This window comes from Streptomyces sp. NBC_01428 (assembly GCF_036231965.1).
Lineage (GTDB): Bacteria > Actinomycetota > Actinomycetes > Streptomycetales > Streptomycetaceae > Streptomyces.
On the sequence record NZ_CP109499.1, the window covers coordinates 1,795,400 to 1,811,740 of the forward strand.

Below are 16,341 nucleotides of genomic sequence, written 5' to 3' on the forward strand. Positions count from 1 at the left end.
GCGGCGCCAGGGCCGACGGGATCTTGGCCGGGGCCGTCCGGTCAGTCCCCGGCGAGGTCCAGCAGGGCGAGCGCCGACGGCACGTCCGCCACGGCGCTCACCCCGTCCGGCAGGGGCGGACGGCGGACGACGACCACGGGCAGGGCGAGGTCGCGGGCGGCCGTCAGTTTCGCGGACGTGGCGGCTCCCCCGCTGTCCTTGGTCACGAGGACGTCGATGCGGTGCCGGAGCAGGAGTGCCCTCTCGTCGTCAAGGGTGAACGGGCCGCGGGCCAGCAGCACTTCGGTGTCCGGCGGCAGCGGCGGGTCGGGGGCCTCCACCGACCGGACGAGGAAATGCGGTCCGGACAGGTGCGCGAACGCGGCGAGACCGAGCCGGCCCGTGGTGAGGAAGACGCGGCGGCCGAGGCCGGGCAGCAGTGCGGCGGCCTCCGTGAGGGAGCCGGCCTCGTGCCAGCGGTCGCCGGGGCCGGCCTGCCAGCCGGGGCGGCGCAGGACCACCGCGGGGACACCGGTGGCGGTGGCGGCCCGTGCCGCGTTCGCGGTGATGCCGGAAGCGAACGGATGGGTCGCGTCCACGAGAACGTCCACCCGGTGCTCTCGCAGCCACCGCGCGAGCCCGTCGGCCCCGCCGAACCCTCCGGTCCGTACGTCCCCTTCGACCGCGCTGGGCCGGGCCACGCGCCCCGCCAGCGAGGTCGTCACCCGTACGCCGGGACGCGCGGTGAGTTCGGCGGCGAGCTCACGCGCCTCGGTCGTGCCGCCGAGGACGAGGACGTGGGGGGACATGGCCCGAGCCTACGGGGGCGCGCCGGCGGGTTCCGGACGCGCCCCCGCCGCTCGCGGTCAGGGAGGCAGGGTCGATCGGCCCCGGTCAGGGAGCCAGGCGGAAGACGCCGTAGGAGAACGGCTCGGTGGTGATCGTGCCGTCGGGGTGCGCCTCGACGCCCCGCGCGAGCAGGGCCGGGCCGACGGTCACGTCACGGAGGGTGCAGGTCTCCGGCCGTCCGCTCGGGTTGACGGCCACGAGGTACGAGTCGCCGCGCGTGTAGACCAGCGGATAGCCGGAGTTGAGCACCTCGACCGGCCCGTGCGTGCCCAGTTCCCGGTGTTCGCGCCGGAGCCGGATCAGGGCCCGCACCTGGTGCAGCAGCGATGTGTCGTCGGCCCGCTGCGCGGCCACGGACGGCCGGTCGACGGCCGGGTCGAGCGGCAGATACAGGTCCTCCTCGGCGGCCGTGGAGAAGCCCGCGCTCGGTCCGTCGTCCCACTGCATCGGCGTACGGGAACCCTGGCGCGCCTCGTCGCCGAGCTGACTGCCCTCCTTGCTCGGCAGCCCCGGCAGATACCGCATGCCGATCTCGTCGCCGTAGTAGATGACGGGCAGGGAGGGCCAGGTGAGCTGGAAGGCGAAGGCGGGCGCGACCATGTCCCGGGTGCGGGTGCCGCACACCAGCCGGGAGAAGTCGTGGTTGGCCGTCGGGAGAGCCACGTAGCCCGCTCCGGCGATGGCCGTGTCGGCCTCGCGCCACGCTTCGAGGAACTCCCGCATCGAACCGTCGCCGTCGGGTCCGAAGAAGCAGGGGTCCTCGCCCCAGACCGGGTTGTGGCTCCCCTGGGCGTTGCCCCACAGCGACCGCAGCGGGCGGCCGACGAAGTGGAGGAAGAAGTCGGCGTGGATCCCGGCGGGCACGGAGGTCTTGGGGTCGCCCCACTCGGAGAGCAGCGCCCGGTCCGGGTAGGTCTCGTCCATCCACGCCCGCGTCTCGCGCCACAGGGCGGCGGTGGCCGAGCGGTCGGGATCGTCCTTCACCAGGGAGAACGCCATGTCGACGCGGAACCCCGCGACACCGCGGTCGAACCAGTACGCCATGATCTCGCGCAGCGCCGCCCGGTTGGCGAGGGGCCCCGGGGCGTCGACGGGCTGGCGCCAGGGCTCGGCCGGGTCCGGGCGCGCGTAGCCGAAGTTGAGGGCCGGCTGGACGGGATAGAAGTTCGGCAGGTAGTACCCCGGCCGGGTGCCGGGCGAGGGCACCCAGGCGGGGCTCGGCGCCTCGGTGGTGTCGGCCCAGATGTAGCGGTCGTCGCCGGGATCGTCGGCCGAGGCCCGGAACCACGCGTGCTGGTCGGAGGTGTGCCCGGCGACCAGGTCCAGCATGACCCGGATGCCGCGTGAGCGGGCCTCCTCGACGAGGGTGGCCAGGTCGTGGTTCGTGCCGTAGCGGGGGGCGACGGTCCGGTAGTCGCTGACGTCGTATCCGGCGTCCGCGAAGGGCGAGGCGAACAACGGGCTGAGCCAGACGGTGTCGACGCCGAGCCACTCCAGGTACTCCAGCCGGTGCAGCACGCCGGGCAGGTCCCCGATGCCGTCCCCGTCGGTGTCGGCGTAGGTCTGCGGATAGATCTGGTACATCACCGCGTCCGCCAGCCAGGCGGGCGGCGGTTGGATGTCCGCCATGGAAGCGGCCCTTCTCTCGGACGTCGGCAGGGCAGGAGGACACGGCCGCGGTGAGCGGGCGCGCCGCGTCAAGCTAACAGTGCAGAAAGCGCTTTCCAAGAGCGCTGGGGCGGAGACGTGAGGCCGGTGTCGGAAAGATCCGCCGTGTTCCGCGGCGGATCTTTCCGACGCGTCACGACTGCCCCGGCCGGGCGGTCCGACTCAGTGCAGGAGCAGTTGGATTCCGCCCACCACCGTCGCCGCGATCACCAGGCGTTCGAAAAGCAGCTGGTTGATCCGGTTCACGGCCCATTTCCCGAGGAACGCGCCCGGCACGACGAAGACGGCCAGCGCGGCGTCCAGCAGCAGGGAGTGGCCGTCGATCAGTCCGAGTCCCGCGCTGAAGGGCAGCTTGGACACGTTGACGATCAGGAAGAAGAAGGCGGAGGTGCCGAGGAAGCCGAGCTTGCGGAAGCCCGCCGAGAGGAGATACATCGACATCACGGGGCCGCCCGCGTTGGCGACCATGGTGGTGAACCCGCCGAGCACGCCGTAGGAGCGGGCCTTGACGCGGCCCGAGCGCGTGACGACGGCGTCGGGTTCGTCGTCCTGGACGGCGGCCCTGCGGCGCCACACGGTGACCGCCGCCATGAGCAGCAGGATGGCGCCGATCGACGTCCGGACGACCGCGTCGTCCGCCCACACCAGGAACACGGTGCCGAGGACGACTCCGGCGGCGACCGCGGGGAACAGCCGCCACAGCGTGGGCCAGTGGGCGTGGCGCCGGTAGGTGAGGACGGCGAGCACGTCGCCGACGATCAGGATGGGAAGCAGGACGCCGGTCGAGGCGCGGGCGGGCAGTACGGCGGCGAAGATCGCCAGGCTGACCGTGTTGGCCCCGCTCACGGCGGTCTTGGAGAAGCCGACGAGCAGGGCCGCGGCGGCCAGGGCGGCGAACTCCCAGCTGGATATGTGCCAGAGCGTCATTGTGTTCATGCGGGGACCGATGCTATGCCCACGCAACTCGCCCGCGTAAGGAGCGTCTCGCCGGACGGCTCCCGGGCGGGCGGAACGCGGGCGCCGGTCAGGCCGTGCAGCGCGTACTCAGTCCGTGTAGCGCGTGCGCAGCTCCCGCTTGAGGACCTTCATGCTCGGGCCGAGGGGCATCTCGTCGGCGAACTCCAGTCGGCGCGGGTACTTGTGACGGCCCAGATGGTCCTTGGACCACTCGGCGATCTCGGCCGCGTCGGCCGTGGCGCCCTCGGCGCGGACCACGACGGCGCACACCTCCTCGCCGTGCAGCTCGTCCGGCAGGCCGATCACCGCGACCTGGGCGACGGCGGGGTGCCGCATCAGCACCTCCTCGACCTCGCGCGGATAGATGTTGTAGCCGCCGCGGATGATGACGTCCTTCTTGCGGTCGACGATCCGCAGGAAGCCGTCGTCGTCCTTGGTGCCGAGGTCACCGGTGCGGAACCAGCCGTCGACCACGGCCTCCGCGGTGGCCTCGGGCCGGCCGAGGTAGCCGGAGAAGACGTTGTGGCCCCGGATGACGACCTCGCCCAGTTCCCCCGGGGGCAGCAGGTCGATCCGCCCCTCGACCTCGGCCCGCGCGATCTCCGCGTCGACGCCCCACAGCGGGTGGCCGATGGTGCCGGCCCTGGTGCCGAACAGCGGCTGGTTGACGGTGGCGGTCGGCGAGGTCTCCGACAGCCCGTAGCCCTCGTAGATCCGCGCGCCGAACGCCGCCTCGAACCGCTCCAGGACGGCGACGGGCAGGCTGGCGCCGCCCGAGATGCAGAGCCTCAGCTCGGGCAGGGCCGCGGCGCCCGCCGCCGCTGCCGCCAGGGCGACGTACATCGTCGGGACGCCGTGGAAGGTGTTGACGCCTTCCGCCACCATCAGCTCGATCGCGCGCGCGGCGTCGAACCGCGGCAGCAGGACGAGGGTGGCGCCCGCGCGCCAGGTGGAGTTGAGGGAGACGGTCTGCCCGAAGGCGTGGAAGAGCGGCAGGGCTCCGAGGGCGATGTCGTCGGGGCGGATGTCGTTGGCGTCGAAGGCGTTGACCGTCGCGTTCATCACCAGGTTGAAGTGGCTGAGCACGGCGCCCTTGGGGACGCCGGTGGTGCCACTGGTGTAGAAGACGACGGCCGGGTCGTCGGCGTCCCGGGTGACGTACGAGGTGAGGGGTTCGGCGGCCTGGGCGAGCTTCTCGAACTCGGCCCCGAGCGTGACGACCCTGACGCCGAGGGCCCGCGCGGCGGCCGCCCCGGTCGCCTCCTGCGCCGGGTGGCAGAGCAGCAATGTCGCTCCGCTGTCCTTGAGTACGTGCTCGACCTCGGAGGCCGACAGGAGCAGGTGCACCGGGACGACCACACCGCCGGCCGCCGCGATCGCGTAGTAGGCGTGCGGGAACTCCGCCGTGTTGGGCGCCATGAGGGCAACGCGGTCTCCGGGCCGCACGCCGAGGCCGGTGAGCGCGCCGGCCTGGGCCAGCGCGGACTCCCACACCTCGGCGAAGGTGAGGCGCAGCTCGCCCTCGACGAGCGCCGTCTTCGAGGGGCGGCGCCGGGCGTTCTCGGCGAGGATCGCGGCGAGGGACAGGGTTGCCATGGGGGGTGGCTCCGTTTCTTGCTGGTGCGGCTCTGGACCGGAGAGGGCGGGACGGGCCCGGTGGGCACGCGCTGCGGCGTACGGCGTCACGGGCCCCCGGGCGTGCGGATGCGGCCGGTGTCAGTGGCGCTCGACCAGGACCGCGCTCCCCTGCCCGACCCCGACGCACATCGTGGCCAGGCCGCGGCCGGCGCCGGTGCGGCGCATGCGGTGCAGCAGGGTGGTGAGGATGCGGGCGCCCGAGCAGCCGAGGGGATGGCCGAGGGCGATGGCGCCGCCGGTCGGGTTGACGAGGTCGGGGTCGATGCCGAGGAGGTCCACGCAGGCGAGGGCCTGGGCGGCGAACGCCTCGTTGAACTCGGCCTCCTGGAGGTCGTCGACGCTCCAGCCGACGCGCGCGAGCGCCTTGCGGGTCGCGGGCACCGGGCCGATGCCCATGACGTCCGGGTCGACTCCGGCGGAGGCTCCGGCGACGTACCGGCCGAGCGACTCCAGGTGCAGTTCGTTCAGGACCTCCTCGCTGACGAGGAGCACACCGGCCGCTCCGTCGTTCATCGGCGAGGCGTTGCCCGCGGTGACGGTGCCGCCCGCGCGGAACACCGGCTTGAGGCGGGACAGCTTGTCGAGCGAGGTGTCCTCGCGGACGCATTCGTCGCGGTCGACGACCACGCCGTCGGGGCGCTCCACGGGCAGCAGTTCGGCGTCGAAGTGACCGTTCTTCCGGGCGTCGGCGGCGCGCTGGTGGCTGCGGAGCGCGAAGGCGTCCTGCCGCTCGCGCGAGATGCCGTACCGCTCGGCGACCTCCTCGCCGGTCTCCCCCATCGACAGCACCCCGTGCAGGTCATTCATCGCGGGGTTGACCAGCCGCCAGCCGAGCCGGGTGTCGACGGTCTCGATGCGGTGCGGCAGCGCCTCGTCCGGGCGCGGCAGGACGAAGGGGGCTCGGCTCATCGACTCGGAGCCGCCGGCGAGGACGATGTCGGCCTCGCCTGAGGCGATGGCACGGGCGGCCGTCGTGACGGCTTCGAGGCCCGAGGCGCACAGCCGGTTGACGGTGGCGCCGGGCACGCTGTCGGGCAGCCCGGCGAGCAGGGCGGCCATGCGGGCGACGTTGCGGTTGTCCTCGCCCGCCTGGTTGGCGGCGCCCCAGTAGACGTCGTCGACACGGGCCGGGTCGAGTGTGGGCACCTCGGCGACGAGGCCGCGGATGACGCCCGCGGCGAGGTCGTCGGGCCGCACGGAGGACAGGGCTCCGCGCAGCTTGCCGATGGGCGTGCGGCGGGCGGCCGCGAAGTGGACGGGGCGCACGACAGGACTCCTGACAGACAACGGCGGGCAACGGCGGCACGACATTAATTAGCACTGCTAGTTTTGGACTATAGACCGCCACCCGACCCTTGGGAAGATCCGCCGGCGGCCGGTATCGGCAGGTCCGTCCCCGGCAGCGGTCCCGCATGGAGCGGGGACCGGCGGGCAGGCGGGGATGCGGGACGGGCCGGCGGTACACCGCCCGCCGCCCCGCGTCACATGACAGACCGGCGGGAACACCGAAGGGGCACCGACATGACCGACACCGTCGAGCTCGACGCACTGTGGGACGAGTTCCACAGCGTGGTGAACATGACCTCCCAGGAGCTCGCGGCCTGGCTGCGGGCCGGTGAGACCGGCGAGACCGCCATGGGCAGCGAGCCCCCGCCCGGGCGGCCGGGCGCGCCGACCGGCCTGCTGGTCCTCGCGCTCCTCCAGAAGCGCCGCGCCGATCTCACCGACGAGGACGTCGCGACCATGTACGAGGTGATCGACACCGTGGAGGCCGAGGCGGACGGCCCGGACGCGGGAGCCGGCGACGAACGCGTGCGCCACCGGCTGATGACCCTGGGCCACGATCCGCAGCGGCGCCGGCGGTGAGTCCCCCTCCGGCGGCCGGCCGGAGGCCGGGTGGCCGGGGATCGACGGTCCCCCGGCCCGGGCACCCCGTGGATGGCACACTGCTCGCGCACCCGGCCGGGCAGCCGCCGGCGGGGTGAACAGGCCGAACGGAAAAGGGAGTTGCCGTATGACGGGGACCGAGTCGGCAGCGGACCGGATCGACACCAGCAGACCCCATCCGGCACGGGTGTACGACTGGTATCTGGGCGGCAAGGACAACTACCCGGTCGACGAGCAGCTCGGGCAGCACATCATGTCCCTCGATCCGGGCGCCCCGCGGGCCGCGCGCAGCAATCGCCGGTTCATGCAACGGGCCACCCGCCACCTGGTCCGCACGGCGGGAATCGGCCAGTTCCTCGACATCGGCACGGGCATCCCCACCGAGCCCAACCTCCACCAGATCGCGCAACGGACCGCTCCCGACGCCCGGGTGGTGTACGTCGACACGACCCCATCGTGCTGGCCCACGCCGAGGCGCTGCTGCGGGGCACCCCGGAGGGGATGACGGAGTACATCCAGGCGGACATCCGCGAGCCGGGGAAGATCCTGGCCGAGGCCGGCCGGGTGCTCGACCTCGACCGGCCCGTGGCCCTCTCCCTGATCGCGCTGATGCACTTCGTCGCCGACGAGTCCGGCGCGTACGAGCTGGTGGAGACACTGGTGGACGCGCTGGCGCCGGGCAGTTGCCTCGCGCTGTCCGCGATGACCGCCGACTTCGAGCCGGAGAACGTACGGCGGGGCATCGAGACGTACGCGCGCGGCGGGGTCACCCTCGTGGGCCGCTCGCACGCCGAAGTGGGCCGCTTCTTCACGGGACTCGACCTCGTCGAGCCGGGGATCGTCTCGGTGAAGGACTGGCGCCCCGACCTCGCGGAGGACGAGACCCCGATCGGTGACGAGCCGGTGTCCCTGTACGGCGGGGTCGGCTTCAAACGCTAGAGCGCCTCCAACCCCCCGCCGCCGGGACCCCGTTGGCCCGCGTACCCGCCCGGCCGGCCCGCCCTCAGCGGCGCTCGGCCGGAGCGGGGTCGCCCTCGGCCGGCACGGCCAGGCCGGCCGGGACCGGGCCGTCGTCGATGAAGCCGCCCGACTGATGGCGCCACAACGTGGCGTAGGCGCCCTCGCAGGCGAGCAGTTCCTGGTGGGTGCCCTGTTCGACGATGCGTCCGCGGTCCAGGACGACGAGCCGGTCCATGGTGGCGACCGTGCTCAGCCGGTGGGCCACCACCAGCGCCGTGCGCCGCTCCATGAGCCGCCACAGCGCCTCCTGGACGAGGATCTCGCTCTCGGAGTCCAGGGCGCTGGTCGCCTCGTCGAGGAGCAGGATCGGCGCGTCCCGCAGGATCGCCCGGGCGAGGGCGACCCGCTGGCGCTGCCCGCCCGACAGCTTGATGCCCCGCTCCCCCACCATCGTGTCGAAGCCCTCGGGCAGCGCGTCGGCGAACTCGGTGACGTGGGCCGCCTCGGCCGCGCGCCGGATCTCCGCCTCGGTGGCGTCCGGCCGCGCGAAGGCGATGTTGTCCCGCAGGGTGCGGTGGAACATCGCGGGATCCTGCGGCACGTAGGCGATCAGGCTGCGCAGGTCCGCCTGGCGCAGCCTGCTGATGTCCTGACCGCCGATCAGGATGCGGCCCGCGTCGATGTCCGTCATCCGCAGCAGCAGCCGGGTGAGGGTGGTCTTGCCGCCCCCGGACCGGCCGACCAGACCGACCTTCGTGCCGCTCGGCACCTCCAGTTCGAGCCCCGCGAACAGCGGCTTCGCCCCTCCGTGCGTGAAGTCCACCCGCTCGAAGCGGACGTCGGCGGCCCGGGACCGCAGCGGCTCCGGGGCGACCGGGTCGAGCACGGTCGGCGGTGTGAGCAGCAGCTCGGTGAACTGCGCCGCCTCCGTCATCGAGCTCTCCAGACGCCGGTAGATCTGGTTGAACTCGAACATGATCCGGGTCGCGTTGGCGTAGTACGTGAAGGCGACGACGACGGCCTCCACTCCGTGCCCGCCCCCGGCGAGCGCGACCGCGAGCAGCAGGCCGAGCGCGTTGGTCAGGACCGACATCGGCGCGACCAGTGTGTCGATGCGCAGGTTGCCGTAGTCCCAGGACCGCAGGGTGAGCCGGCGGGACACGGCGACCCGCGAGCGGTGTTCGGCCGCCTCCCGTTCCTCGGCCGCGAAGGCCCGGACGGTGTCCATGTTCATCAGGCTGTCGGCGACATGGCCGGACACCCGGGCGATCGCCTCCTCCCGCTGCGCGACGAGTGCCTGCCGGCGGCGGATGAGCGGCACCACGCACAGCCCCGTCACCCCGATCATCGCGAGCAGTCCGACGACCAGCAGCGGCTCGTAACGCCACAGGATCACCGAACCGAACACCAGCGGTACGAAGCTGCCGACGACCTGGAAGGTCATCGTGTCGACGAACTCCTCGAAGCGGGTGGCGAAACTCAGCACGCGCTTGGTCAGCGACCCCGCGAAGTTGTCGTGGAAGAACGACGCGTCCTTCGCGAACAGTTCGTCCATGCCGATCACGTAGAGGTGCTCGATGCCGAGGGCGTCGAGGCGGTTGAGACAGTGCAGGCCGAGCCGCCACAGGCCCTCGGCGAGCAGCAGGACGCCGCCGAAACCGAGGACGTACGGCAGTGCCGCGCCGACGGAGACGTCCTTGCCCTCGGCGATGCGGCCCACGAGCTTGGCGACGATGAGCGGCGCGACGTAGCTGATGCCGATGTTGCCCAGCGCGGGCAGCAGCATGGCGGGCCCCGTCAGTCTGCGGAGCCGGCGCAGCTCCCGTCCGTAGTGCCGCAGCGCGAGGACCACCGAGCCCTTGCCGGGTAACGCCCTGCCTGATTCAGGTGATGCCATCCCCAACCCCCGTGTCGTCGTGGGCAGCCCTGTCAGCGCGTCCGCGGGGGAGCTGCCGGTGCGTGAAGGGACCGTGCGGAGTGCGGTACGGCCGGCCCGGCGGCCTTCAGTGTCCCGTGGCGACGTCCGGGCGGTCCACGCGTTTTTCTCGGCCACCGGGGCACGGCCCGGTGCCACGGGGTCACGCGGAGGGGAGGCGGAAGGGAGAGCGTGCGACGGCGTGGACGGCGCGCGGACACGACGAAGGCCGCTTCCTCATCGCTGAGAAAACGGCCTTCGAACCACGACTCCTCGAGTCGGGACGACAGGATTTGAACCTGCGACCCCTTGACCCCCAGTCAAGTGCGCTACCAAGCTGCGCCACGTCCCGATGCCCGTCTGACCTGGGGTTTCCCCTGGCTGGACGTGCACGGAAACAATACCGCACTCGTGCCCGTGGTCGCGCACCCGTTTTCCGCGGGGCGCTCGCACGGCGGCGTCCGAAAACGTTCGGCGGATCCCCGCCCACGCTTGACCTGAAGTTTGGTTGAGGTTGCACGCTCGTCCTCATGACGATCACCGCGAAGCACAGCCGCACCTACGCCGACCTGCCCCGACTGATGGGCCTGATGACGGGCGACGAGAAGCACGGCCCGGCGGCGACCTCCACGCTGGACGCCCTGTGGGTCCTGTACGACCGGGTCCTGCGCGTGCGCCCCGAGGGGATGGACGACCCGGGACGTGACCGGTTCCTCCTGTCGAAGGGGCACGGTCCGATGGCCTACTACGCGGTGCTCGCGGCGAAGGGCTTCCTGCCGGTGGCGTGGCTCCCCGGCTTCGGCTCGTACGACTCGCCGCTCGGGCACCATCCGGACCGGGTGCTGGTGCCGGGCGCGGAGATCGGCAGCGGGTCGCTCGGCCACGGACTGCCGATCGGGGTCGGGACGGCACTCGGACTGCGCGCGCAGGGGCTCGACGATCCGCGGGTGTGGGTGCTGATCGGCGACGCGGAACTGGACGAGGGCAGCAACCACGAGGCCATCGCGTACGCGGGACCGGCCGGGCTGGACCGGCTGCACACCGTCGTGATCGACAACTCCTCGGCCACGCATGCCCGCCGGGGCGGGATCGCGGCGCGGTTCGAGGCGGCCGGCTGGTCCGCCGCCACCGTGGACGGCCGCGACCACGAGGCCCTGTACGCGGCCTTCACGGCCGCGCATCCGGGGCGCCCACGGGTGGTCGTGGCCCAGGTCGAGCCGAAGAACCCGTGACCGCCCCGGCTCCCCGCTTCCCCTCACCCCTCCTCACCGCTTCTCGCCGTTTCCACGAAAGGACCCGCACTCATGGACACCATGCGTGACCGTTTCGCCCCCGTCGTCTCGCGGCTGCTCGACGAGGACCCGCGCGTCGCGGTCGTGCTCGCCGAGATCGGCGCCGACGGCTTCGCGGAGGCCCGGCGCAGGCATCCGGACCGGGTGATCAACGTCGGCATCCGCGAGCAGCTGCTGATCGGAGCGGGCGCGGGTCTGGCGCTGACCGGTCTGCGGCCCGTGGTGCACACCTTCGCGAGCTTCCTGGTGGAGCGGCCCTTCGAGCAGGTGAAACTGGACCTGGGGCACCAGGACGCGGGCGCGGTCCTGGTCAGCGCGGCGGCCTCCTTCGACTGGCCTGCCGGCGGCTTCACCCACATGGCGCCGGGCGACGTGGCCCTGCTGGACACGCTCGACGGCTGGACGGTGCATGTCCCGGGGCACCCCGACGAGGCGGAGACACTGCTGCGGCACGCCGTCGCCGCCGGGGACGACAAGGTGTACGTCCGGCTGTCCGTGCAGGCGAACGCGCGCCCGCTCGGTGTCGACGGGTCCCGCTTCCGCACCGTCCGGGAGGGGCGCGAGGGCGTGGTCGTCGCCGTCGGGCCGATGCTCGACGCCGTGCTCGCGGCCACCGAGGGACGCGACGTGACCGTGCTCTACGCGACCACCGTGCGCCCCTTCGACGCCGCCGCGCTGCGCGGCGCCACCGAGACGGCGGGCAGCGATGTCGTCCTGGTCGAGCCCTACCTGGCCGGCACCTCGACGGCCGCGGCGGGTGACGCGCTCGCCGACGTGCCCCACCGCGTCCTCGGTCTCGGTGTCGGCCGCCGTGAACTGCGGCGCTACGGGACCATGGAGGAGCACCTGGTGGCGCACGGTCTGGACGCCCGGTCCCTGCGGGAGCGGATCGACGCCTTCCTCGCGGCCCGCGTAGGGGTCTGAGGCGCGGTCGTCGGCCGCCCGCGCCCCGGCGTGACGCTCCGCTCAGCCGGCCCGGCGTCCGTCCTTGCGGGCCGGTACGGCGAGCGCGGCTCCGGCCCCGATCCGGGCCACGGGACCGTCCACCCGGACCAGCTCGCGTATCGCGGGCACGGAGAGCAGGGCAGCGGCCACGACGAGGCTCATGACTCCGCCGATGAGCAGGACGCGGTCGGCGCCGAGTGCGGCGGCCGCGGGGCCCGCGAGCGCCTGGCCGACGGGCATCATCGCCAGGGAACCGGCGACGTCGTAGGCGTGGATGCGGTTGAGGACGTCAGGGGCGACCTGCGTCTGCACACTGGTCGCCCACATGACACCCCAGACGGACATCCCCGCGCCGGCTGTCACCGCTCCGGCGCAGATGGCCCCCACGCCCAGCCCGGCGCCCACGGAGGCGGGGAAGCAGGCGAAGGCGAAGAGGGCGAACGAACCGGCGCGCAGCATGCGGCGCGGCCGCAGGCGCAGGGCGACGAGCCCGCCGACGACCGTGCCCGCGCCGAGGGCGGAGTTGATCAGTCCGTAGGCGCGCGGGCCGTGCTGCTGCACCACCTCGGTCGCCACCAGGGGGACGGTCGGACCCCAGACGGCGATCATGTACACACACCAGATGACGATCACGCCCCACAGCCAGGTGCGGGATCTGAACTCCCGCCAGCCCTCGGCGAGATCGGCGCGGAACGTGGCGCCGTGCGTCCGGCTCCCGGGAGCGGCCGGCGGCAGGCGGAGCAGCAGCAGGCACAGGGCGCTGAGGCCGAAGGTGGCCGCGTGGGCGACGAAGACGCCGCCGGCGGAGGCGAAGGCGACGAGCAGGCCCGCGAGGGCCGGGCCGCCGAGCTGGGCGCCGGACTCGGCGATGCGGATGGCGCCGTTCGCCCCCTGCACGTCGGTGGCGAGGCGCGGCACGGTGCTGGCGACCCCGGGCTGGAAGACCGCGCCCGCGACGCCGTTCACCGCGCCGATCACACAGATCTGCCAGAGGACGACGTGGTCGGTGAAGAAGAGCGCGGCGGCCACGGACTGGGTCACGAGCCGCACCAGGTCGGCGCCGATCATCAGTTTGCGGGTGCTGAAGCGGTCGGCGATCACGCCGCCGAAGATGACGAGTCCGGCGAAGGAGGCGGCGGACGCGGCCATGGCGAGCCCCACGGCGCCCACGCCGTACCCGTACTGGAGGAGTCCGGCGGCGAGGGCCACGGGCAGCATGGTGTCGCCGAGCCGGGCGAGGGCCCGGGCGACGAAGAAGAGGGCGAAGTCGCGCGACCAGACGGACGGTGGCGTCCGGTCGGCAACGATGTCGGCCCGGAACGTGCCGGTGCCCGAGGGGCCGACGCCGACCTGCCGGCCGTCGGGCCCACGGGCCGGAAGCAGCCCTTCACGCGACGGCGCGTGGGCGCCTCGCGATGCCGGGGGCTGCGTGTCCCGCTCCCCGCCGTCGGGCTCCTCCGCCGCGCGGATCGACGGCCCCGCGCACTGCGGCTCCTCACCCGATGACGTCCTGGTCATCCTGCTCGCACCCCTCCCCTGGCCCTGCCGCACGACTCCCCCACGAAGTCGTCCGTCCCGCACCCCACTCCTGTTTCCGGATCATGCCACGGGGCACCGACAACGCCGGAGGCGTTTCAGTCGGCGGACGGACGCCCCACCTCGGGGTGGGCCTCGATCAGTCGGGGCGTGGCCGCCTGGCGCCAGGAGTCGGCGAGGATGTCCCGGAGTTCGTCCTCGTCCTCCAGCGCGGCGAGCCGGGCGCGGACCCAGGCGAATCCGGCCTCGTGGTCGGCGATCCAGAACTTGCCCGGTTCGGCCAGGACCAGTTCGTCGCGCTCCTCCTTCGGGCAGCGCACGGCGATGGAGGTCTCGGCCTCGGGCATCGTGGCGAACATCTTGCCCGCGACCCGGAACGTGGGCATGCTCCAGGCGATCTTCTCCGTCGTGTCCGGGAGGGAGAGGGCGATCCGTCGTACGTCTTCGGCATCCGGCATGAGACGCACGGTAGCCAACGGCACTGACATCGGAGGGTCGAAGCACCACGTCAGAGGGTGCTCGGGGGTCACCCCGCCGAGTGAGCGTCGCCTCCGGCGTCCGTCTCCAGCCGCTTGTAGAAGACGGTCGTCGGACGCAGTTCGCCGGTCGGTGTCCTCGCGTAGTCGGGGATCGCCCCGAGGCGGGTCCAGCCGGCCGAGAGGTACAGGGACTCGGCGGGGCTGTCCGTCTCGGTGTCCAGGTGGAGGAGGGTGACGCCCACGGCGGCGGCGCCGGTCTCCGCGGTGGTCAGGAGCCTGCGCCCGAGGCCCTGGCCGCGGCCGTCCCGGTGCACCATCAGTTTGACGAGTTCGGCGCGATGGCGGCTGTTGGGCTTGTCCGGGCGGACGAGGCTCACGGTGCCGAGCAGCCGGCCGCCGCGACGGGCCGTCCAGACGTCGAGGTGTCCCGCCGCGACGGCGGTCGCCCGCTCCTCCCACCAGGCGACGGCGGCCGTCCGGTCGAGCGGCGCGAGGAACCCGATCGAGGCGCCGCCGGCCACGGTGTCGGTGAGCAGATCGGCCAACTCGGCCGCCGACGAGCGGACTTCGGTCGCGGTGAGCCGGGAGACGGTGATCGCGGGGCCGCTCACGGGAGCACCACCGCCAGCGCGTAGCGCACACCGTCGGGTCCGGGGCAGCGGAAGCGCGTCGGGCCCCACACCCGCAGCCGGAGGCAGTCGCCGGGTCCGAGCCGGTGCTCGACGTCCTGCGCGGTCACGTCGAGCGATCCGTCGAGGACCCAGATGTGCTGCTCCAGGCCGGGCACGGGAGGCCGGTCGTAGGCGATGTCGGCGCCGGCCGCGAGTCTCCCCTCGACGAGTTCGCCCCGCAGTCCGGCGTGCGGCGGCGACACCGACCGGCGCTCGAAGCCGGAGGCCCGGTCCGTCCAGACCGCCTGGTCGGCGGCGCGGACCAGCAGCGCGGGTTCCGCCTCGACCTCGCTCAGCAACTGGGACATGGTCCGCCCGTACACATGGCAGAGGCGGTTCAGGAGCGAGGCCGTGGGGCTGATCTCGGCACGCTCGGCTCGGGACAGGGTCGAGCGGCTGACACCGCTCCGTTCCGCCAACTCGCCCAGGGACCAGCCCCGTTCGGCCCTCAGCTCCGCCAGGCGCGCCCCGAGCCGGGCATCCACCGCGTCGACGACGTCGAGATCCTCGTTTCCCATATTCGAGATGCTATCCCAGATATGGGAAATGATGTCAGTCGACCGTGGCGGCGTGCGTCAACGCCTCCAGTACGGGCCGGATCAGCGGATGGTCCTCGGCGCCGCGACGGACGGCGGCGAAGACGCGGCGGGTGGGTGCGACGCCGTCGACGGGGCGGACGACCACGCCGGTGAGTTCCATGCCGCGCAGCGCCGAGCGGGGCACCAGGGCGACACCGGCGTCGGCGGAGGCGAGGGCGACGACCGCGCGGAAGTCGTCCGAGGAGTGTTCGAGGCGCGGTTGGAATCCCGCGTTCTCGCAGGCCAGGACGACCACGTCATGGCAGGGGTTGCCCGGGTAGGGGCCGATCCACGGGTCCTTGGCCAGCTCGGCGAGCGGCACCTCCTCGGCGTCGGCCAGCCGGTGGGTGACGGGGACGACCGCGTCGAAGGGTTCGGCGTAGAGCGGCACGTGGGTCAGACGCGGGTCGTCCGCGTCCGGCGCCCCGCGGTACTCGACGGCCACGGCGATGTCGACCTGCCGGTCGAGGACCATCGGCAGGCTGGCGTCCCCCTCGGCGTCCTGCACGCGGAGGCGGATTCCGGGAGCGGCGACGGCGAGGCGGGACAAGGCCGGGGCCACGACCAGGGCGATGCCGGTGGCGAAGGAGGCGACCGTGACCGTACCGGCCGAACCCGAACTGTAGGCGGCCAACTCGGCTTCCGCCCGCTCCAGTTGGGCGAGGACGGCGTTGGTGTGGCTGAGCAGGATCTCGCCTGCGGGTGTCAGCCGTACGCCTTTGGCGCCGCGCTCGACGAGCCGGTGACCCGTCTCCTGTTCCAGGGCGGTCAGCTGCTGCGAGACCGCCGAGGGGGTGAGATACAGGGCGGCGGCTGCCGCGGTCACCGTGCGGTGGTCGGCCACCGCACGGAGGATGTGGAGCCGCCGTGCTTCGATCATGCGACCGATTCTCTCAGGTCACACGGGCTTTCCGGTCATCAGGCGGACCGGAACCCGGCCCGTGCGCCGGGCACGGACCGCCCGTCGCCCACGCCCCCGGAGCGGCT

The 16,341-nt window shown here is 73.0% G+C and carries 14 protein-coding genes, 1 tRNA gene and 1 pseudogene; 4 read left to right on the forward strand and 12 right to left on the reverse strand.

The features are described 5' to 3' along the window. Positions 1-41: 41 nt before the first annotated feature. The 5 genes from OG406_RS07825 to OG406_RS07845 form a co-directional block, all read right to left on the reverse strand. On the reverse strand, positions 42-788 hold the full coding sequence (locus tag OG406_RS07825; protein ID WP_329184926.1) for a cobalt-precorrin-6A reductase: 747 nt from the start codon (positions 786-788) through the stop codon (positions 42-44). Between the two features lie 85 nt (positions 789-873). After that, entirely contained in the window at positions 874-2,457 is a 1,584-nt protein-coding gene (locus tag OG406_RS07830) for an alpha-amylase family glycosyl hydrolase (RefSeq protein ID WP_329184928.1), read from the reverse strand. A 201-nt stretch (positions 2,458-2,658) separates the two neighbouring features. Beyond that, the gene (locus OG406_RS07835; protein WP_164371365.1) at positions 2,659-3,432 is read right to left on the reverse strand and encodes a sulfite exporter TauE/SafE family protein; all 774 of its coding nucleotides are present in this window, start codon (positions 3,430-3,432) and stop codon (positions 2,659-2,661) included. 108 nt (positions 3,433-3,540) lie between these two features. Then, the gene (locus OG406_RS07840; RefSeq protein ID WP_329184931.1) at positions 3,541-5,049 is read right to left on the reverse strand and encodes a long-chain-fatty-acid--CoA ligase; all 1,509 of its coding nucleotides are present in this window, start codon (positions 5,047-5,049) and stop codon (positions 3,541-3,543) included. A gap of 120 nt (positions 5,050-5,169) precedes the next feature. Then, positions 5,170-6,357, reverse strand: a complete 1,188-nt coding sequence (locus OG406_RS07845; protein ID WP_164371367.1) for a thiolase family protein — start codon at positions 6,355-6,357, stop codon at positions 5,170-5,172. Positions 6,358-6,612: 255 nt separating this feature from the next. Here OG406_RS07845 and OG406_RS07850 point away from each other — a divergent pair, with 255 nt between their 5' ends. Together OG406_RS07850 and OG406_RS07855 are read left to right on the forward strand one after the other, a co-directional pair. Further along, the gene (locus OG406_RS07850) at positions 6,613-6,957 is read left to right on the forward strand and encodes a DUF3140 domain-containing protein (RefSeq protein WP_164371368.1); all 345 of its coding nucleotides are present in this window, start codon (positions 6,613-6,615) and stop codon (positions 6,955-6,957) included. Between the two features lie 148 nt (positions 6,958-7,105). Then, positions 7,106-7,917: pseudogene (locus OG406_RS07855) on the forward strand (SAM-dependent methyltransferase). A gap of 64 nt (positions 7,918-7,981) precedes the next feature. On the opposite strand, the gene OG406_RS07860 reads toward OG406_RS07855, so the two are convergent. Together OG406_RS07860 and OG406_RS07865 are read right to left on the reverse strand one after the other, a co-directional pair. Continuing rightward, entirely contained in the window at positions 7,982-9,835 is a 1,854-nt protein-coding gene (locus OG406_RS07860) for an ABC transporter ATP-binding protein (RefSeq protein WP_329184934.1), read from the reverse strand. A 296-nt stretch (positions 9,836-10,131) separates the two neighbouring features. After that, a tRNA-Pro gene (locus tag OG406_RS07865) sits at positions 10,132-10,205 on the reverse strand. Between the two features lie 178 nt (positions 10,206-10,383). On the opposite strand from OG406_RS07865, the gene OG406_RS07870 reads away from it, so the two are divergent. Together OG406_RS07870 and OG406_RS07875 are read left to right on the forward strand one after the other, a co-directional pair. Further along, complete coding sequence (locus OG406_RS07870) at positions 10,384-11,085, forward strand: transketolase (protein WP_329184936.1); 702 nt, start codon at positions 10,384-10,386, stop codon at positions 11,083-11,085. Positions 11,086-11,157: 72 nt separating this feature from the next. Continuing rightward, on the forward strand, positions 11,158-12,069 hold the full coding sequence (locus tag OG406_RS07875; RefSeq protein ID WP_329184937.1) for a transketolase family protein: 912 nt from the start codon (positions 11,158-11,160) through the stop codon (positions 12,067-12,069). 42 nt (positions 12,070-12,111) lie between these two features. On the opposite strand, the gene OG406_RS07880 is transcribed toward OG406_RS07875, so the two are convergent. From OG406_RS07880 to OG406_RS07900, 5 genes are all read right to left on the reverse strand, one after another. Beyond that, entirely contained in the window at positions 12,112-13,608 is a 1,497-nt protein-coding gene (locus tag OG406_RS07880) for an MFS transporter (protein WP_329184938.1), read from the reverse strand. Positions 13,609-13,724: 116 nt separating this feature from the next. Then, positions 13,725-14,084, reverse strand: coding sequence for an MmcQ/YjbR family DNA-binding protein (locus OG406_RS07885; protein ID WP_266617623.1), 360 nt, complete (start codon positions 14,082-14,084; stop codon positions 13,725-13,727). A 68-nt stretch (positions 14,085-14,152) separates the two neighbouring features. Then, positions 14,153-14,701: a GNAT family N-acetyltransferase gene (locus OG406_RS07890; protein ID WP_329190695.1), complete on the reverse strand. Its 549-nt coding sequence runs from the start codon at positions 14,699-14,701 to the stop codon at positions 14,153-14,155. A gap of 11 nt (positions 14,702-14,712) precedes the next feature. After that, the gene (locus tag OG406_RS07895; protein ID WP_329184940.1) at positions 14,713-15,294 is read right to left on the reverse strand and encodes a helix-turn-helix domain-containing protein; all 582 of its coding nucleotides are present in this window, start codon (positions 15,292-15,294) and stop codon (positions 14,713-14,715) included. 34 nt (positions 15,295-15,328) lie between these two features. Beyond that, positions 15,329-16,234: a LysR family transcriptional regulator gene (locus tag OG406_RS07900; protein WP_164371375.1), complete on the reverse strand. Its 906-nt coding sequence runs from the start codon at positions 16,232-16,234 to the stop codon at positions 15,329-15,331. Positions 16,235-16,341 lie beyond the last annotated feature (107 nt).